At 42.6% G+C, this 17,449-nt stretch carries 18 protein-coding genes and 1 pseudogene; 7 read left to right on the top strand and 12 right to left on the bottom strand.

Annotation, left to right across the window (positions count from 1 at the left end; genetic code table 11):
• Nucleotides 1-172 precede the first annotated feature (172 nt).
• Together glpT and AC0OMU_RS12280 are read left to right on the top strand one after the other, a co-directional pair.
• Nucleotides 173-1,507: a glycerol-3-phosphate transporter gene (gene glpT / locus AC0OMU_RS12285; protein WP_003246460.1), complete on the top strand. Its 1,335-nt coding sequence runs from the start codon at nucleotides 173-175 to the stop codon at nucleotides 1,505-1,507.
• Nucleotides 1,508-1,605: 98 nt separating this feature from the next.
• Complete coding sequence (locus AC0OMU_RS12280) at nucleotides 1,606-2,487, top strand: glycerophosphodiester phosphodiesterase (protein ID WP_124060143.1); 882 nt, start codon at nucleotides 1,606-1,608, stop codon at nucleotides 2,485-2,487.
• A 46-nt stretch (nucleotides 2,488-2,533) separates the two neighbouring features.
• Here AC0OMU_RS12280 and AC0OMU_RS12275 read toward each other — a convergent pair whose 3' ends face one another.
• The gene (locus AC0OMU_RS12275; RefSeq protein WP_309529910.1) at nucleotides 2,534-4,153 is read right to left on the bottom strand and encodes an APC family permease; all 1,620 of its coding nucleotides are present in this window, start codon (nucleotides 4,151-4,153) and stop codon (nucleotides 2,534-2,536) included.
• A gap of 267 nt (nucleotides 4,154-4,420) precedes the next feature.
• On the opposite strand from AC0OMU_RS12275, the gene AC0OMU_RS12270 reads away from it, so the two are divergent.
• Nucleotides 4,421-4,681, top strand: coding sequence for a hypothetical protein (locus AC0OMU_RS12270; protein ID WP_003234883.1), 261 nt, complete (start codon nucleotides 4,421-4,423; stop codon nucleotides 4,679-4,681).
• Nucleotides 4,682-4,721: 40 nt separating this feature from the next.
• Here AC0OMU_RS12270 and cypC read toward each other — a convergent pair whose 3' ends face one another.
• Nucleotides 4,722-5,975: a fatty-acid peroxygenase gene (cypC, locus tag AC0OMU_RS12265; RefSeq protein ID WP_474241207.1), complete on the bottom strand. Its 1,254-nt coding sequence runs from the start codon at nucleotides 5,973-5,975 to the stop codon at nucleotides 4,722-4,724.
• Between the two features lie 172 nt (nucleotides 5,976-6,147).
• On the opposite strand from cypC, the gene blaOXA reads away from it, so the two are divergent.
• The gene (blaOXA, locus tag AC0OMU_RS12260) at nucleotides 6,148-6,951 is read left to right on the top strand and encodes a class D beta-lactamase (RefSeq protein ID WP_063335973.1); all 804 of its coding nucleotides are present in this window, start codon (nucleotides 6,148-6,150) and stop codon (nucleotides 6,949-6,951) included.
• Between the two features lie 26 nt (nucleotides 6,952-6,977).
• Here the strand turns inward: blaOXA and AC0OMU_RS12255 are convergent, their stop codons facing one another.
• From AC0OMU_RS12255 to AC0OMU_RS12240, 4 genes are all read right to left on the bottom strand, one after another.
• Nucleotides 6,978-7,169 carry a DUF5370 family protein gene (locus AC0OMU_RS12255; RefSeq protein ID WP_003234886.1) on the bottom strand — a complete coding sequence of 64 codons (192 nt, stop codon included), beginning with the start codon at nucleotides 7,167-7,169 and terminating at the stop codon, nucleotides 6,978-6,980.
• 16 nt (nucleotides 7,170-7,185) lie between these two features.
• Nucleotides 7,186-7,434 (bottom strand): sigma-G-dependent sporulation-specific acid-soluble spore protein CsgA, encoded by a 249-nt coding sequence (gene csgA / locus AC0OMU_RS12250; RefSeq protein ID WP_003234887.1) that lies wholly within the window; start codon nucleotides 7,432-7,434, stop codon nucleotides 7,186-7,188.
• A gap of 111 nt (nucleotides 7,435-7,545) precedes the next feature.
• The gene (locus tag AC0OMU_RS12245) at nucleotides 7,546-8,934 is read right to left on the bottom strand and encodes an amino acid permease (RefSeq protein WP_015252942.1); all 1,389 of its coding nucleotides are present in this window, start codon (nucleotides 8,932-8,934) and stop codon (nucleotides 7,546-7,548) included.
• A 317-nt stretch (nucleotides 8,935-9,251) separates the two neighbouring features.
• On the bottom strand, nucleotides 9,252-10,436 hold the full coding sequence (locus AC0OMU_RS12240; protein ID WP_181218110.1) for a DUF4885 domain-containing protein: 1,185 nt from the start codon (nucleotides 10,434-10,436) through the stop codon (nucleotides 9,252-9,254).
• 131 nt (nucleotides 10,437-10,567) lie between these two features.
• Between AC0OMU_RS12240 and AC0OMU_RS12235 the strand changes: the two genes are divergently transcribed.
• A complete protein-coding gene (locus AC0OMU_RS12235) occupies nucleotides 10,568-11,425 on the top strand; it encodes a hypothetical protein (protein WP_015382628.1) in 858 nt (285 codons plus the stop codon).
• A gap of 85 nt (nucleotides 11,426-11,510) precedes the next feature.
• Nucleotides 11,511-12,281 carry a serine/threonine protein kinase gene (locus AC0OMU_RS12230; protein WP_100506628.1) on the top strand — a complete coding sequence of 257 codons (771 nt, stop codon included), beginning with the start codon at nucleotides 11,511-11,513 and terminating at the stop codon, nucleotides 12,279-12,281.
• Here AC0OMU_RS12230 and AC0OMU_RS12225 read toward each other — a convergent pair.
• The 4 genes from AC0OMU_RS12225 to AC0OMU_RS12210 are packed head-to-tail and all read right to left on the bottom strand — an operon-like array spanning nucleotide 12,266 to nucleotide 15,221.
• Nucleotides 12,266-12,529 (bottom strand): hypothetical protein, encoded by a 264-nt coding sequence (locus tag AC0OMU_RS12225; protein ID WP_015482726.1) that lies wholly within the window; start codon nucleotides 12,527-12,529, stop codon nucleotides 12,266-12,268. The genes AC0OMU_RS12230 and AC0OMU_RS12225 overlap by 16 nt on opposite strands.
• A gap of 58 nt (nucleotides 12,530-12,587) precedes the next feature.
• Nucleotides 12,588-13,574: a two-component system sensor histidine kinase YbdK gene (gene ybdK / locus AC0OMU_RS12220; RefSeq protein WP_181218108.1), complete on the bottom strand. Its 987-nt coding sequence runs from the start codon at nucleotides 13,572-13,574 to the stop codon at nucleotides 12,588-12,590.
• The gene (ybdJ, locus tag AC0OMU_RS12215; protein ID WP_367148140.1) at nucleotides 13,571-14,242 is read right to left on the bottom strand and encodes a two-component system response regulator YbdJ; all 672 of its coding nucleotides are present in this window, start codon (nucleotides 14,240-14,242) and stop codon (nucleotides 13,571-13,573) included. Before ybdJ ends, ybdK begins: the two co-directional genes overlap by 4 nt.
• Nucleotide 14,243: 1 nt before the next feature.
• On the bottom strand, nucleotides 14,244-15,221 hold the full coding sequence (locus tag AC0OMU_RS12210; RefSeq protein ID WP_015382623.1) for an alpha/beta hydrolase: 978 nt from the start codon (nucleotides 15,219-15,221) through the stop codon (nucleotides 14,244-14,246).
• Nucleotides 15,222-15,351: 130 nt separating this feature from the next.
• Here AC0OMU_RS12210 and AC0OMU_RS12205 point away from each other — a divergent pair.
• Nucleotides 15,352-15,501, top strand: a pseudogene (locus AC0OMU_RS12205) (MerR family DNA-binding transcriptional regulator); the annotation flags it as partial.
• Between the two features lie 116 nt (nucleotides 15,502-15,617).
• On the opposite strand, the gene AC0OMU_RS12200 reads toward AC0OMU_RS12205, so the two are convergent.
• Together AC0OMU_RS12200 and AC0OMU_RS12195 are read right to left on the bottom strand one after the other, a co-directional pair.
• On the bottom strand, nucleotides 15,618-15,962 hold the full coding sequence (locus AC0OMU_RS12200) for a hypothetical protein (protein WP_100506626.1): 345 nt from the start codon (nucleotides 15,960-15,962) through the stop codon (nucleotides 15,618-15,620).
• 208 nt (nucleotides 15,963-16,170) lie between these two features.
• Nucleotides 16,171-17,343 carry an MFS transporter gene (locus AC0OMU_RS12195; protein ID WP_212130880.1) on the bottom strand — a complete coding sequence of 391 codons (1,173 nt, stop codon included), beginning with the start codon at nucleotides 17,341-17,343 and terminating at the stop codon, nucleotides 16,171-16,173.
• Nucleotides 17,344-17,449: the final 106 nt, after the last annotated feature.

The raw sequence follows: 17,449 nt of genomic DNA, 5'->3' as shown, positions 1-17,449 counted from the left end.
ACTATGATAATTTAAGAAAGCGCTATCATGATAAGTTAATAGCTTGGATGGAGATGAGGAGAGCCAGGAATCCAACCCCTTTTGACAAGGGGTGTTTTCTGGCTCTTTTTGTTTTTCGGGAAAGGAGGCACGCCACACATCCAGCACAAACAGCAAAGGGGGATAATTGTTAATGCTTAATATATTTAAACCGGCTCCTCACATTGAGAGACTGGATGATTCAAAGATGGATGCGGCATACAAACGGCTCAGGCTGCAAGTATTCATTGGTATTTTCATTGGCTACGCAGGCTACTACCTGCTGCGGAAAAACTTTGCCTTTGCCATTCCTTATCTGCAGGAACAGGGATTTTCGAAAACAGAACTGGGTTTGGTGCTGGCCGCTGTGTCCATTGCGTACGGCTTCAGCAAATTCATCATGGGAATGGTGTCTGACCGCTGTAATCCGAGATATTTTCTGGCGACAGGCCTATTTTTATCAGCAATCGTTAATATTCTATTCGTTTCAATGCCTTGGGTGACTTCGAGCGTCACCATCATGTTTATTTTTATGTTTATCAACGGATGGTTTCAAGGAATGGGCTGGCCGCCATGCGGCAGGACGATGGCCCATTGGTTCTCCATAAGTGAACGCGGCACAAAAATGTCGATCTGGAATGTCGCCCATAACATAGGCGGCGGTATTCTTGCTCCGCTTGTCACTCTTGGGATCGCGATGTTCGTCACTTGGAAAAGCGTGTTTTTCTTCCCTGCCATCATCGCCATTATCATTTCATTTTTAATTGTTTTATTGGTTCGTGATACGCCTCAATCCTGCGGACTCCCGCCAATTGAAGAGTATCGGAATGACTATCCAAAACACGCTTTTAAAAATCAGGAAAAAGAATTAACAACAAAAGAAATTCTTTTTCAATATGTGCTGAACAACAAATTTCTTTGGTACATCGCTTTTGCCAATGTATTTGTTTATTTCGTGCGGTACGGCGTGGTTGACTGGGCGCCTACTTACTTAACAGAAGCCAAAGGCTTTTCTCCTGAAGACTCGCGCTGGTCGTATTTTCTTTACGAATACGCAGGCATACCGGGAACGATCTTGTGCGGCTGGATCAGTGACCGATTCTTCAAAAGCCGCCGGGCACCGGCAGGCGTTTTGTTTATGGCGGGTGTTTTCATTGCCGTATTGGTGTACTGGCTGAATCCGGCCGGCAATCCGCTCGTAGACAATATCGCCTTAATCAGCATTGGCTTCTTAATCTACGGACCTGTTATGCTAATCGGCCTGCAAGCGATCGATCTAGCACCGAAAAAAGCAGCCGGAACTGCAGCCGGTTTGACCGGATTTTTCGGATACATCGGCGGATCCGCTTTCGCAAACGCCATTATGGGCTTTGTCGTTGACCGTTTTAACTGGAACGGCGGCTTTATCATGCTGATCTCTTCCTGCATTCTTGCCATCGTCTTCTTGGCTTTGACGTGGAATACAGGAAAACGGGCAGAGCATGTTTAAGAAAGACACATAAAAGATTAATAGTTTTCCAACACGCCGTTTACATCCGTTTTTTAATATGAAAGACAGGTAGTGCTTATCTATAAGGAGGAGAAATCATGAGAAAAAATAGAATACTGGCCTTGTTTGTTCTGTCGCTGGGCTTACTCTCATTTATGGTAACGCCAGTGTCGGCAGCGTCAAAAGGAAACCTGCTGTCACCTGACCGTATCCTGACCGTCGCGCACAGAGGGGCTTCTGGATATGTGCCTGAGCACACGATTCTGTCTTACGAAACCGCTCAGAAAATGAAAGCTGATTATATTGAATTGGATCTGCAAATGACAAAAGACGGAAAATTGATTGTCATGCATGATGAAAAACTGGACCGCACCACAAACGGAACGGGCTGGGTGAAAGACCATACGCTCGCAGACATTAAGAAGCTTGACGCCGGTTCTTGGTTTAATGAAGCCTATCCGGAAAAAGCAAAGCCGCAGTACGTCGGCCTTAAAGTTCCTACATTAGAAGAGGTATTAGACCGTTTCGGAAAGCACGCGAACTACTACATTGAAACAAAATCGCCTGACACCTACCCAGGTATGGAAGAAAAACTGATCGCTTCTTTGCAGAAACATAAATTACTGGGGAAGCATTCTAAGCCAGGCCAGGTGATCATTCAATCGTTCAGCAAAGAAAGTCTGGTAAAAGTCCATCAATTACAGCCAAACCTGCCGACCGTTCAATTGCTGGAAGCCAAACAAATGGCGTCAATGACAGATGCTGCCCTGGAAGAAATCAAAACATACGCTGTCGGTGCGGGCCCGGATTATAAAGCTTTAAATCAAGAAAACGTCCGTATGATCCGCAGCCACGGCCTCCTGCTTCATCCTTACACAGTCAATAATGAAGCAGATATGCATCGCCTCCTTGATTGGGGCGTAACAGGAGTGTTCACCAACTATCCTGATCTTTTCCACAAAGTAAAAAAGGGTTATTAAACGAAAAAAACCTTGCGACAACTATCGCAAGGTTTTCTTCTATATTTTATTCTTTTCCGGCAGCAGCTTCTGACTGTCCATTATGCAGCTGAGAATTTATCTCTTTCGCATCCTTTAAGTATTCTGTCTGGTAGCCGCTCTTCAGCGCCCACACATAGAATACAAGTGATACCATCGCAATCAGAACCATATCCCAGCCATAATGAATGACATTCAGGCCGCCGAATTTATCACTGCCCAAATAAGAAATGACCATCATGGCCAGCAGATAAAACACCATCCAGACGCCGGCTTTAAAGTTCCGGCCAAACCCTTTCCATTTCGCCTTCGCCTGATAATAGAAATAAATCGGAAGACCGATCAGGATAATAAACAGAACCTGTCCTGTTAACGGCCAGCGTGCCCAATACAGCACCAGTGACGCAAAGATAAATCCAAGCGGCGCAATCACGCTTAAGCCTTTTAAACGAAGAGGCCTGTACAGGTCTTTCCCCGTCCGTCTCAATGTCATCACTGTGATCGGGCCGGTGATATAAGAAATTAACGTAGCAACGGAAATAATTTCCGCTAATACGCCCCACCCTCTGAACAGGAACAAAAAGATGAACGACACAATCAAGTTAAAGAACATTGCTTGTCGCGGAACGCCGTAAATCGGATGAAGCTTCCCGAATATACTCGGCATGTATTTGTTTTTTTCCATTCCGTAAATCATTCGGGACGTTGTCGCCGTATACGTAATCCCTGTTCCAGACGGTGATACAAATGCATCTGCATATAACACAATAACAAGCCAGTTAATATTCAGCGCAATCGCCAGATCAGCAAAAGGAGAATTAAAATTCAGATGGCTCCAGCCGTGAGCAATATCAGAAGGATTCACCGCTCCGATGAAGGCGATCTGCAGCAGGACATAAATCACTGTTGCAACGAAAAGAGAGCCGACAACCGCAATCGGAATTGATTTCCCCGGATTTTTTGCTTCTCCCGCCATATTAATCGGGCTTTGGAAACCATTAAACGCAAAAACGATACCTGAAGTGGCAACCGCCGTCAGCACACTTGCCCAGCCATTCGGCGCAATGCTTTGACCGCCAGTAAAGTTTTCTCCGTGGAATCCGACAAACAGCAAAGCTCCAATCGTAAGACCCGGAATAATAATTTTAAAAATCGTAATTAATGAATTCGCTTTCGAAAATAGATTGACTGTCCAGTAGTTCAGCAGAAAATAAATGAGAAGCAATACAGAGGCAAATGCTAGTCCTTCCCCAGTCAGCGTTCCATTCTTCACCAAACCGCTTGTCCATTTCGCCCATTCCCAAGGCCAAGAACTCATATATTGAACGGAGGCCACCGCTTCAACCGGAATGACGGACACAATCGCAATCCAGTTGGCCCAGCCCGCAATAAAACCGATAAACGAACCGTGTGAATATTGCGTATATTTTACCATTCCCCCCGCTTCAGGGAACATAGAACCTAGTTCACTATAAGAAAGAGCAATAAATAAAATGACGACCATTCCAATAACCCATGAAATAATAGCAGCTGGCCCTGCTATTTGAGCCGCACGCCAAGCCCCGAACAGCCAGCCTGAACCGATCATCGATCCGAGCCCGACCATCATGAGGGAAAACGTTCCCATTCTTCGATGCAATTGATTCATATCGTAAACACCTTTCATGTATGATGACATTCTCTTGCCAATTATATTATTATTCTGATTACTTTACTTTGTCAATATTTATCGAATTTTGACTGAAACTATAATAAGTCAATGTATATTACCTTCCAATACAGGAATGAAGTCACTAGTTTCTTCTTAAATGGAATTTACTGTGAACCCCAATGATAAAAACACAATAGGTTTAGCTATTTCCAAAACGGGAATGATACAGGAAACACTATTCTTAAAATAGAAAGGAGTATCACCATGAAACAAAAGCTGTTACTTTCAGGTCTCGCTGTTTCAACTGTCGGCATCACTTCTTATCTATTAAAAGACCCGTCAAATCGCCAAAAGGCAAGAGAATTCATTCACAGCATGAAGATGAAAATAACAAAACAGCCAGACATGGAAACGTTCCCAGTCGATAAAGCCGGCCACCCGGACCCGCAAGATATCGAGGACAACAAAATGGTATCAGAAGGCTCCATGTATCCCGTCCAATACTACGATGAAAAAAAGAAGTAATCAAAAAGCTCTCTTCGATAAAGGAAGAGAGCTTTTTAATTTAACTTTTTCGTCTGATTCCGCTCATTACAAAGCCGCTTTCAGGCAATGACGGCATTCTGGCGAGACTGTAATGCAGTGTTTGTTCCGGAACATCGTATTCAATCTGCTGGACGAGGAAATCCAGGCTCGCTTTCATGACTTCAATTGTAATGCCTTCCCCTGGACAGCGGTGGCCTTTCTCAGCGTGCCCCCCGCCTTGAGGAATCATATCATACGGATTTTCTTCCCGCTCCGCAAATCGTTCCGGCCGGAATTCATCGGGATGATTCCATAGACGAGGGTCGTGGTTCGTTCCATATACATCAAGCAGCACCGATGTGCCCTTCTTAAACTCACAGTTATTCCATACAAAATCTTTTTTGACAAGCGCCCCTAAAAACGGGCCGAACGGATAATATCTGCGGACCTCCTGCACAAACATTTCTCTTTCCCGGCTGTTTCCAGACCGCAGCCATTCCTTATACTTCGGATGCTCATGAAGCGCCAAAGCTGAAAACACAAGAAAGTAAGAAATGGCGACAATAGGCCGCAGTACATTAATCAGCTCAATGGCTGCCATGCGGGAATCCAGCTGGCTTCCATCTTCTTGTGTGTGAAAAGCCATTTCATGCAGCGCTGTTCCGGGAGTCGTTTTCAGCAACCCGGCACGAGCATCTTCAATCATGACTTCAATCCACTCTTCCGCACGCGGCCTTGCTCTTCTTCCCTTCCAATGCCGCGGTCCCACAGCACCGAACGCATCGACCATGTCAATGAAGTCATCCGCTCTCTCTTTGACTTCCGTTTCCTTCAACGGAACACCTGCCCAATAGCACGCTACCCGGCACAGGATTTCTTTTGCTTCTTCAAATAACACAACCTCATCTGCCTTCTCCCATCTTGTGACTGCTGCTTTCCACTCCTCTGTCATCAACTCAGCCAAACGTTTTTGATGCGGCGGTGTCATCAATGACAGAAAAAGCATCTTCCGATGGATATGCGCGCTGCCATCCATTCCCTGAATCGCATTAACACCAAACAGCGATTTCTGCACCCGCTTAGGCAAAGCGTTCTGTCGCTGGAATCGATCCGTATCATAAAACACCTTCGCCGCCTCAGCGCCAGTCATGCAAATAAAGTTTTTTCCCAACAAACGGGCCTGAAACAGATCTGAATTGTAGCGCTCTGTTCTGTTTTTAATAAATAAATACCCTTCCTTCAGCAGTGTCAGACTGTTATCGAGACTTTTGTCATGTGGAATCTGCTCATTCATCCGCTTACCCTGCCTTCCTTTTTACCCTCTATTTTCACGTTATCTTCCGACTATAAACCCAGTAACAGTATTTGTTTACAAAACCAAATTTAAGCGCTTTTTGATTATTTTTTAAAGGAAGAACAAACCAAATAGAGAAAAGGTAGTTAATCAAAACGAAGGGGAGAACAAAATGAAAAAATGGATATATGTTGTGCTTGTGCTGAGTATTGCAGGGATCGGCGGCTTCTCCGTCCACGCAGCATCATCTGCTCATGAAAAACACTTGAATGTCAGCAGAATGAATGTCGATGACGAATTCAAGGATACGGATGGAACCTTCATTCTTCACGATTTACAAAAGGATCAGACATTTGTCTATAACAGAAAACGGGCAAATCAAAGACAAACTCCGCAATCCACCTTTAAAGTCGTGAACGCTTTAATCGGTTTGCAGGTCAAAGCTGTAAGAGATGAATACGATGTTAAACGATGGGACGGGGTCAAGCGTGAATTCGAATCATGGAACCGCGACCATACGCTTGGCTCGGCCATGCGCGAATCCGCAATCTGGTATTATCAGGCATTAGCGAGAGATATCGGCGAGGAAAGAATGAAAACATGGCTTCATACACTATCTTACGGCAACGAGGATATCAGCGGGGGAATCGACCAGTTTTGGCTGCAAAGCTCGCTCACAATATCTCCGCTGGAACAAGAAACCTTTTTGGAGAAACTATTTAAAGAGGAGCTTCCATTTGACAAGCCGGTAATGAAAACCGTCAAGCGCATGATGATTCAAGAGGAAGGCGATCATTACACGCTCTACGGGAAAACCGGAACCCGCCTGACAGATATGGGATTAGGATGGTTTGTCGGATTCATCAAAACAGAGCATGGCTCTTATGTCTTTGTCACCAATGTCGATGATTCCGGCACAAAAGCCAAAAACATCACCGTGGATATCCTGAAAAAGTATGGCCTGATCAGATCCTAAATAAAAGAGCCCTGCACGGCAGGGCTCTAAATCTCATGCTCAAAACAATAATGATTCACAAGCTCTTCAATCAAATCATGATCGGGATATTCCCCGTTAAATTCAAATTCGATTTCTTCCACAAATTCTCCTTGATGGTACACATGGATGGCTCCGTTTTGACGGACAACGCTAAACTCCGGCTGAAATGTATATCCGCTTCGTTCAATTGCTCCCATTTCTTACCCGCCTTTCTCAAAGCAGTAATTCATACACCTCGTTTAATTCCTTGGCCCGTTTTTGATCCTGTTCATTCTGGGCATACTTAATTTCTTTTTCTAATACATGATTCAAAAAAGACATTTCATTATCATCTAAGTCTTTTACAAATTCCTCTTCATTTGCATAACGCTTCGCCAGCATCTTCTTGCAAATACGCTGGCAGACTTCATTTTCTAGATGATTCGAAAGTGATTCGCGCAAATAACCGAGTGTAACATCCATTTTATGAACACCTTTCCTTCTGCTATCTTTACCCTATAGCTTGCTAAAATAGGGAAAATCCATACGTGAAAAATAAAAAAAGAGACATCCGTGAATGTCTCTTTTTTATCGTTATTCAGCTGCTTGTTCGCTTTTTGTCAAATTGGCCTGCGTGCGTTTGCCAATCCCAAACACATAATAACTAATGACCACAAGCGCTAAGAAAATCACGCCTACAATCAGGGAGATACGAGTATCATCGTTAAACCACATGCCAACCAGAACCATCAGCAAGAAAGCAATCGTCAAATAGTTTGTAAAAGGAGCAAACGGCATTTTGAATGGATGTTTATCTAATGCAGCACCCTTCGCTTTTCTGAATCCGATATGGCTGATCAAAATGATAAACCAAGGAATCATCCCTGGGAGCACGCTTGCGCTGTATACATAGACAAAGATCTTCGGCGGCGCGATATAGTTCAGTACAACACCGACAGCCAAACCGATCAGCACCGCAATTGTGCCATACAGCGGCACACCATTGCGTGAAATCTTCTTAAAGAATTTCGGTGCTTGTCCATTGACACCCAGTGTATACAGCATGCGGCCCGCGCTGAAAATACCGCTGTTACAGCCGGACATTGCAGCAGTAATCACGACAAAGTTAATTATGCCGGCCGCTGCCGTAATTCCGATTTTCGAGAACGTAGACACAAACGGACTTCCGAGTGAGTTGAGCTCATCCCAAGGATACACCGTCACGATCACAAAAATAGCGCCAATGTAGAAAATCAAAATACGCCAGATAATACTTTGAATCGCATTTCTTAGCGTGTTTTGCGGGTCCTTCGCTTCACCCGCTGTAATCCCGATCAGCTCAACTCCTTGATAGGCCGCAATGACAAGAGACAGTGCAAAGAAGAAACCTGAGAAACCTCCTGCAAAGAAGCCCCCGTGAGACCACAGGTTCGACAAACCGATCGCATCTCCGCCGTTGCCAAAACCGAAGAAAATAATTCCGATTCCCGCAATAATCATCAAGATAATTGTCACGATTTTAATCATCGCAAACCAAAACTCAAATTCCCCAAACGACTTAACAGAAATTAAATTCGCCGCACCAAGAATCACCATTGCCACGATACCAGGTATCCAAGCAGGCAAATCCGGGAACCAATACTTCATATAAGAACCGACAGCGATAATTTCTGACATGCCGACGATAATCCACTGGAACCAGTTGCTCCATGCTGTTATATAACCTGCCATCGGATGAATATATTGATGGCCGAACGTCGCAAAAGAACCTGTGCTCGGCTCGACATACAGCATTTCACCCATCGCACGCATAATAAAAAAGATAAAAATTCCGCATATTGCATAGGCCAGAAGGACAGATGGACCAGTCCATGAAATCGTGCTGGCAGAACCCATAAACAAGCCAACACCGATCGTACCGCCCAAGGCGATCATCTGAATATGGCGCGCACCCAGGCCCCTCTTTAATTCTTTATTTGCCACTCCTCTTCCTCCTCCTAACAAAATACTCATAAATGAGAAAACAGCAGACCTGCTTGCCTTCACATGAATCAGTGATAACAATCAGAAAATTCAAACTTAAAATTGTTATATAATCTCCTAAATTACTTATTTCATCATAATAAATTTCTCTGGAAAATACAATTGTTTTTTTCAGGTAAACACCTTTGTTCAGAGTTTTGAATCGTTCACTTCTTTTAAAATCTTTTATATAAAAATAATAAAATTGTTTGAATATTGAAATTAATACCCCCCTTAGATTCTCATAAAAAATAAGCTGTTCTACATGAACAGCTTACTTAATAATTCACACCCGTTTGACGCTTTAATGCTTCAAGCCACCCGGTATCTCCGGTCCCGTAGCTCTTGCTTTGTCCCACATCTCTCAGAGATCCATTGCTGTAATCAATTGAGAGGATGAAATCCGGAATGGCATTATACCCGGCTTCCGCGATTTTACTGAGCTCTGAACGATAGTAAGATATAGCATAAGAAGCCGTTTGTTTCTGCACTGGATCTTTTTCAAGCTCTTCCTTATATACATCTATTAAGTCACGTCCCTCAGGCGTGACGTACCGCCCATCAATCACTTCTAAATCCTTCAAATGGTAGCCTGTGACTTCGTACATCTCACGAGCTGCCTGATACTTTTGATAGGCCTTTTCGGAAAATTGTGTCGAATCACTGCTTTGGCTTTTCATGATGTGTAAAAATAGTTCTTTGCTGTTGTCTCCAGATTGCAGCACTTGCTCAATTTGCTTGATCAGATCCTGATCGTCTGTCCCGCTCACCCGCACCTGATAGTCAATCGGCGTAATCGTAAACGTCAGCTCTGTCCCCTCTGGAATATGAATATGGTTTCGATTCAACAGCACTTGCAGCTGCTGGTTAACCTGTCCCCGCTGATACACCTTTTCATTCTCAGCTTCCACTTCCCCATGAAATGTGACATTCCGAAACGCAGCATCCTGAAGGTTATAGTTTTGCGCCTTCCCTTTGAATAACCATTCTGTTTCATTATCGTAAGCGGCCTGTCTTTCTGCAGCTGACAGATCACTTCTGAAATAAGGAGACTTTGAATTTTGGTACTTATCCTTAATATAGCCTAATGGATCAGACTTTGTTTTGTTAATCGCATTCATCCTGCTGTATTTTTCATCTAGTATTTTGATTCTGATATCACTCTCAGATTCATAGGGGTTTTGGGATTGAATCACTGTTTCTTCCCCTGTGTCTGTCACTGTTCGATCATTCACTGATTGATACACTTTGCTGAACGTCCCGCTGTTTCCCGACACGCTGGTTTTAGAATAATTGAACTGATTGATTCCCCCAGTTGAAGATTGTGACTTAAGCCTGCTGTATGCCTTTTCCAGAACTGCCGCTGGATTTTCAGTCGCATTCTCCCGTTTGGCAGGCGCATTCTTGCTCAATATGTTCTGTGCCATCAGCTGAGTGCGGATAAATTGCCGATTCAGACGCATTGAATTCCCTCCCGAGTATTCTCTCTTATTCTTTTTTATCGGCAAAGATAATGTATATATTAACCTCAAAAAACATTTATTTACACCTAAATCGTTATTATGTATGATGGAAATAAAAGGAGGTTGTTTGCATGGTGAAAAAATGGCTTATTCCATTCGCTGTTATGCTGTCTGTCTTATTCACCTTTACGTATTCGGCATCAGCTGTCGGAGTCACTGCTATCACAGGAAACAATTCATTTGATACCGCAATGCCGATCGGTTATTGGAAATATAAAAATATCGATACAACAATACTGGAAGCTGGTCAAGATGAAGCCTATTTCACTTTTACGGCTAATAAGGGAGAAAAAGTATACGTGAGGAGTACATACCAGAGCGCGTATACAGGGATGAAGATTGAAATTTATGATAAGAATAGAATACCTGTTTCTCAAGGGACAGAAGTCATTAACCCTAACACGTTTTCTTCTTTTATTTATGCAAATGCAGACGCCCAAAACACGACAGATACCTTTTATGTGAAAGTGTCACGAGGCACCTATACCGGAAACATGTATTTTACACTTTCAATTGAAGACCGAATCAAATCAGGCAGCGGAACATTCCAATTCAGCGGCGTTGCTGAAAATAAAGGAAATACAAGCCTTAGCCTCTCAGGTTCTGACTCCAGCGTGATCAAGGTTGATTTAACAAACCAATCCGGGATACCGCGTGATGCCATTGTAACCAGAGTTCAAACCACCGCCACTCAAACACCAAGCCAGGGAAATACACGCCACCTGATCATGACGAGCGAAAACAACGAATGGCGCCGTGCTCTTGTAAACAGCTCGACTTCAGGGTCTTATGATATCTCTTTGTCAGATCAACTCAGTGTGGCAAAGGTATGGAGTTTTAAATATAATACATTAGCGACAGCCAGATCGACGATGAGCAACGTAAAAGCAAAAATAGATTATGAATACGACGTGACAAAGCAGTTTTAACTTATACCGAGCCGGTTATCCGGCTCTTTTTTATTCTCCGTCTAGAAGGTAAACTATAGTCAGTACAACCAAGGGAAGTGCAGACATGGCATTAAAACTTCTAAAAAAACTGCTATTTGACCGCCCTCTAAAGAACGGCGTTATCTTAAATCATCAATACAAAATCGAAGAGTGCCTCGGTATGGGAGGCTACGGTTTGGTTTATTTGTGCACCGATATCCTAACTCAAACACCATATGTCTTAAAACAGCTTCGGACGACAAAAGCGAAAAAGGAAAAAGAAAAAGTCCGGTTCCAGCAGGAAATAAAACTGCTCAAAAGCATTCACCACCCGCAAATTCCGGGCTTCATAGATGAGTTCATCATAGACGGACAGGCTTATTATGTCATGCAGTTCATTGAGGGAGAAAATATAGAAGAATTATTATTTTTTCGAAAACAGCCGTTCACAGAGCTTATGGCGTTACAACTGATTTCGCAGCTGCTTGAGATTATAGAATACCTGCATGATCGCCTTATTTTCCACAGCGACATCAGAACGCCTAATATCATCATCAATGACGGCAGGCTCTGCCTCATCGATTTCGGCCTTGCCAAACAATTGACGCCTGAAGAAATGGAGGAAATAAAGGTACGAAAACAGGATGACTTCTTCGATCTCGGAGAAACGCTGTTATTCCTGCTGTACTCTCAATATAAAGGAAAAAAGAAGAAAAACGGCACTTGGCTGGAGGAATTAACACTGACAAAGGAAGTAACCCTGCTGCTGAAAAGATTATTGGGCATCGAGGAAGAGTATCAGCACACCGCTTCCATTCGCGAGGATCTAAACCGGGCCATTCAATCGGTCACATAAAAAAACCCTTGTCCCAAATAGCGGAACAAGAACTTTTTTCGATTAACTGCTGCTGTAGCTCCGGCGTTTGTAACGATGACTGCCGCCATAACGGTCGTAGTGTCTTCTTTTGCCTGAGCTGCTGCTGTAGCTGCGATAATGTCTGCGCCGGCTGCTGCTGTAATGCCGGTGTCTGCGATATCGGTCACTAGAACTGCTTGAGAGGTACTTAATCGTTTTGATGATTTTTTTAAACATATGATGTTCACCCCATTTCTTTCTCCCTATTATATAAATTTTATAGGAGAAAGAAAAACATCAGCGGGGTCACTCTTTTGAAAACAAGAACCCCGTTCCGTTATCATTTGTATGCAGCTCATAAGTAATCGCAAGCAGCCTGCATGTATCCTCAATAATCTTTAACCCAAGTCCCTCACTGCTCTCATTCCGATCAAATCCAATGCCGTCATCACGAATAAAAACATCGCCATGTTCAATCGTGACTTCCATCTTTTCAGCTTTTGAATGCTTTAACGTATTTTGAAAAATATTATCAAACAGCCTTTGCATCCATAACGCGTTGCTCATCCATATCACATCTGAATCTGCCGGCTTATAGTGCAGCTCAATCCCACTCATACTGTATAAATAATCCCACTTTTTCACCGCTGTTTCTAATAGCTCGTTTAGACGCACTTCTTCATTTACAATATAAGAGCTTTCCAGCGTCTCAGCGGAATATAGATTGAATTCATTGGTTAATTCCGAGATATATTCGATTTGCTGGTACAATGATTCGAATACAGCCTGACCATGACATTGGTCTTCCAAATAAAATAACTGCAGCCTGAGAGCCGTTAAAGGTGTATTAATGTCATGCCGCAGTTTTTGCAAAAGCTCCTTTTTGATTTCCTCTTGCTGTCTCAGCTCCAGTTCACGATATGTCGTCCGTTCAATTAACAAATTGACCGACTTGATCAGTTCCCCGATTTCATCAGCACGCTTCACTTCAATTTTATCGGGCACCCTTTGATCACTTGCCAAATGCCGAATGGTTTGATTTAATAGATTGATTTTATGCAATAGAGAATGAATCGACTTTGAAAATAAAAAAGCTAACAATAAGAGTGATATCAAAAATACAACGATCATTGCCGGGTACGCAAACGACCTGTGAAAGGGCATACCATGATTCATCGTTTTAAACATGCTGTCATAAATCACCGACATCAAAACACTGACCGCCAGCAATAGCATCGGAACACTAATGACGGCCGTAAACAATAACAACTGATATTTTGTCTTGAGCTTCATTTCTTCACAACGGTATTCAGCCGATACCCTTCTCCATATATATTTTCAATCATCTCACCCGCTTGATCATTGATTTTAGCTCTGATTTTTTTAATATGCACATTGACAATATTCGGGTTTCTATCTTCGAGCTGCCATAGATATTCAAAGAAATGTTCCTTTGTCAGGATACTGTCTCTATTTTCATATAAATAAAAGAAAATTTTCCGCTCAATCGCAGTAAACAATACCTCATCATGCAGGCTTTCATTGAACACTTTTTTCGTTACCGCATCAATATACAAATGTTTGATTTGCGTAAAGGTGCCATAATGATGCTCAAGCATATTCCGCATTCTTAATAGCAGCTCTCTCGGATCAAAGGGCTTTACCATATAATCCTCGCCGATCTGCAAACCTTGAAGCTTGCTGTCCATATCATTACGGGCCGAAAGAAAAATAACCGGAATGCCCAGCCCCAGCTCTTTGATTTTTGCAGACATTTGATACCCGTCTTCACCCGGCAGCATCACATCCATAATGACCAAATCCACCTTCTGAATCACCGAAAGCACATTCGCTCCATCTGTTTTCCATATCACACGATATCCCTCACGCTGCAAAATCTTTTGCAGCAAATCACCAATCATCTCATCGTCTTCAACGATTAAAATATGATAACCCTTCATCTTAGCGAACCTTTCTCATAAACTCCATGGACAGTTTATATATTTGATCAGGCTGATATAAATAAATACTGTGTGTTCCCCTCAGTTCCTTTATATCGGCAGTATTGAATTGAGCCGCAAACGCTTCATAATCTTTTCGGTTTTGTATAGCATACTTTGAATGTCTATTTTGGTCAGAGACCGCATCTAAAATCAAGACGGGAGTTTCCTTTGGTGCCGGCAGATTCACAGATTTGCTGCCGTTTTGGTAAGACTGTAAAAGCTCATGCTCCATATCTGCATTAAAAAATTGCTTAAAGTTAATGGCTTTATAGATTTCTTTTTCTTCATCAGTTAAAAACGACTGCCGAATCGCCTCAGGATTATATACAGCGGAAGGCATAAACCGATGAAAACCAATCGAGGTTAACAGGTGGAACCCTCTCACTTTCAATCTGTCAACTCCGCTCAATTTATACGTGACGTACTGCTGGGGCAATCCAATATCCATCGCAATAATGGCCTTGATTTCCTTAGGATATTTCTGTGCCCAATACATCGCTTCAATCCCGGATATCGAATGAGGCATTAAAATATAAGGAGGCTTATTTCCGCTTTTCATAAGCGCTTTCCTCGTCTGTTCCAATACCGTATCAATATCTCTGTCATCGTGAGACACTTCACTGTATCCATAACCTGCCCGATCTACAACAGCAATCTTATTTTCTTTTGAAAACTTGCTGTACAGCCCCTTCATTTCATAAGCAGGCGCAGCAATCCCCGAACCGGACATAAACACAAACGTATCCTTCCCGCTTCCCTCTTGATACACATTCATCTTTTTACCGTCAACATCGACTAATGTGCCTTTACCTTTCAGCAGTGCCGCCTCCTTATTTAGCTGGAAATGGTGATAAATAAATACCGAGACGGATACAAGCAAAACCAAAGCAGCCAAGCTGACAAAAACAATTTTGAGGACTTTCCATAATGTTTTCATATGATGCTCCTTTCACTTGATACTGAAAGGATACAATATGAAAATAAATTTCTGATTAACTTTGGAACAGTTTTATTTTCACATTTAACTTTGCCCTTACGGAAAGGTGTACATTTGGAGCATAGAGGTGATCACTCGGCTATCGATCGGCGAATTTTCAAAGATATGCAAAGTATCAACAAAAACACTGCGATACCATGATGAAATCGGACTCATCCACCCAGAAGACATTAATCCTGAAATCGGAAGGTCTATCCGCAAAGTCCGAGAATTTCTTATACGCAGCCTTCTCCAACCGAGAACGACATTGAGAAGGCTACCGCTTATATCAATCTTTCACAAAACATAATTCAGGGGTATTTAATCTATTTATTCCTATTTATTCACACAACAAAGTCACCACAAAGCTTTTTTCTCTTCTTCCTGCTCGATAAACAGATAATTTTCAGGACGTGCCAAAACAGTAAAAAGCACCAAAAGCAACTTCCATCCTCGGATCGGACTTCCACACCTAAACTTCAACACTTCTCCTTCTGCTAAGTTAAACCTCAATATTTGGCTTGTACACCAATCAACTTTCACTTGAATAACATGTTCACCAGGCTGCAAATCAATTCGCAGCCTCCCTCTATCTTTGATATTTCCCACCTCGGTACCATCAATTAGCACAGAATACCCTCTCAATTTATTGACGTACTGTGATATCCTGCTAATTTCAATATACTTCTCTTGATTATTCACGATGACACATCTTCAAAATAATGATCTTACAGGCGGGAAGCGCTAGAACCCTTCCGCCATACCGTTATTTCCCTTCCTAGTATATTATAACTTGCTGTGCTTCAGCTCTCTGTCGGCAAAAATCCCTTTCAGCTTCAGTGTGCCTTCTACTTGAGCTTTTTAAAAAAACACCCGCTTGTATAACGAGCGGATGTTAGATCTTTCGAAATTATTGATTGATATCTTTTAACGTCTGTTTCGGTTGTGAATGAAAAATCGTCAATGATGTAATAATTGCAATCATAACCCCTAACGCACCAACCCAGGTAATCGAGGCCAATGATACGTTTTCCACAAAAACCCCTCCTATTCCTGCGCCGACCGCCATGGCGAATTGCATCATTGACTGATTCATGCTAAGCAAAACACCTGACATTTCCGGTTCTATTGTAGCCAGGTGAAATTGCTGTGTCGGACCGGTGGACCATGCGGCAAACGACCATAATATGAGAATCACCAACACTCCGATATAGGAATGAGTAACAAGTGACAGCAGAATCAGTGTGACGATATGCAACGTCATCCCGCCAACGAGTGTAAAGGACACTCCCCATTTATCGGTGCTATATCCCCCAAACTTTGATCCAACCAAACTGGCAATTCCAAATATAAGCAAAACACCACTGAGCAGCTTGCCATTTATACCTGAGATGTTCAAGAGATACGGTGACAAATAAGTGTAAGCAACAGAATATCCCCCGAGCCAGAAGAAAGTGATTGATAATCCCATAGCCACTTTCCGTTTTTTGAAAAGAGCAAGCTGTTGAAGCAAAGGCACAGGCTTATCCCCTTCAGTATGCGGAAGAGTAAAGAAAATAACGACCATTGCGATCAATCCCAACAAAGCAATGGCTCCAAATACAGACTTCCAGCCTAATGCTACTGCTATCATTCTTCCAAGCGGAACACCAATGATTAAAGAAGCGGTAAATCCCATCACGACCGTAGCGATGGCACTTCCCTGCTTCCCTTCCGATGCAATTTTAGCGGCAATCGTTAAGGCGGTGACAACCACCACACCTGCTCCCATCGCCATAATGATCCGCGCTGCAATAAACCATCCATAACCAGGCAGTACAAAAGCCAGGACATTACCGAACACAAACAAACCTAGGGCATACATCATCAATTTGCGTCTATCCATACTTGCTGTCAACGCCATAAGTACGGGTGTAGAAAGAGCATATACAAGTGAGAAAATGGTAATAAGCTGGCCCGCGGCAGCTAAAGTGATCCCGAGAGTATGAGCAATTTGATCCAAAATTCCGGAAATGATGTACTCTGAGGTTCCAACTAAAAAGCTGACAATGGCTAAAATATAAATTTTCCAAGTGTTAGACATAAAACATTCACTCCTTAATTATTAATAAACATATCACGAATTATCGATATGTTATTATAAAAAATAAACACATCGTAATATGTCGATATGTATGGTGTAAAAATAA

The sequence above is a fragment of the Bacillus sp. FAU18 genome, assembly GCF_056033885.1.
This window is presented reverse-complemented; position numbering and strand designations above follow the sequence as displayed.

Bases quoted from the DNA above. Each gene is read 5' to 3' on its own strand.
- AC0OMU_RS12275 (WP_309529910.1), bottom strand. From the start codon at position 4,153: ATGAATCAATTGCATCGAAGAATGGGAACGTTTTCCCTCATGATGGTC.
- AC0OMU_RS12210 (WP_015382623.1), bottom strand. From the start codon at position 15,221: ATGAAAACATTATGGAAAGTCCTCAAAATTGTTTTTGTCAGCTTGGCT.
- cypC (WP_474241207.1), bottom strand. From the start codon at position 5,975: ATGAATGAGCAGATTCCACATGACAAAAGTCTCGATAACAGTCTGACA.
- csgA (WP_003234887.1), bottom strand. From the start codon at position 7,434: ATGGATGTTACACTCGGTTATTTGCGCGAATCACTTTCGAATCATCTA.
- AC0OMU_RS12270 (WP_003234883.1), top strand. From the start codon at position 4,421: ATGAAACAAAAGCTGTTACTTTCAGGTCTCGCTGTTTCAACTGTCGGC.
- AC0OMU_RS12235 (WP_015382628.1), top strand. From the start codon at position 10,568: ATGGTGAAAAAATGGCTTATTCCATTCGCTGTTATGCTGTCTGTCTTA.
- glpT (WP_003246460.1), top strand. From the start codon at position 173: ATGCTTAATATATTTAAACCGGCTCCTCACATTGAGAGACTGGATGAT.
- ybdK (WP_181218108.1), bottom strand. From the start codon at position 13,574: ATGAAGCTCAAGACAAAATATCAGTTGTTATTGTTTACGGCCGTCATT.
- AC0OMU_RS12230 (WP_100506628.1), top strand. From the start codon at position 11,511: ATGGCATTAAAACTTCTAAAAAAACTGCTATTTGACCGCCCTCTAAAG.
- AC0OMU_RS12280 (WP_124060143.1), top strand. From the start codon at position 1,606: ATGAGAAAAAATAGAATACTGGCCTTGTTTGTTCTGTCGCTGGGCTTA.
- AC0OMU_RS12240 (WP_181218110.1), bottom strand. From the start codon at position 10,436: ATGCGTCTGAATCGGCAATTTATCCGCACTCAGCTGATGGCACAGAAC.
- blaOXA (WP_063335973.1), top strand. From the start codon at position 6,148: ATGAAAAAATGGATATATGTTGTGCTTGTGCTGAGTATTGCAGGGATC.
- AC0OMU_RS12255 (WP_003234886.1), bottom strand. From the start codon at position 7,169: ATGGGAGCAATTGAACGAAGCGGATATACATTTCAGCCGGAGTTTAGC.
- ybdJ (WP_367148140.1), bottom strand. From the start codon at position 14,242: ATGAAGGGTTATCATATTTTAATCGTTGAAGACGATGAGATGATTGGT.
- AC0OMU_RS12195 (WP_212130880.1), bottom strand. From the start codon at position 17,343: ATGTCTAACACTTGGAAAATTTATATTTTAGCCATTGTCAGCTTTTTA.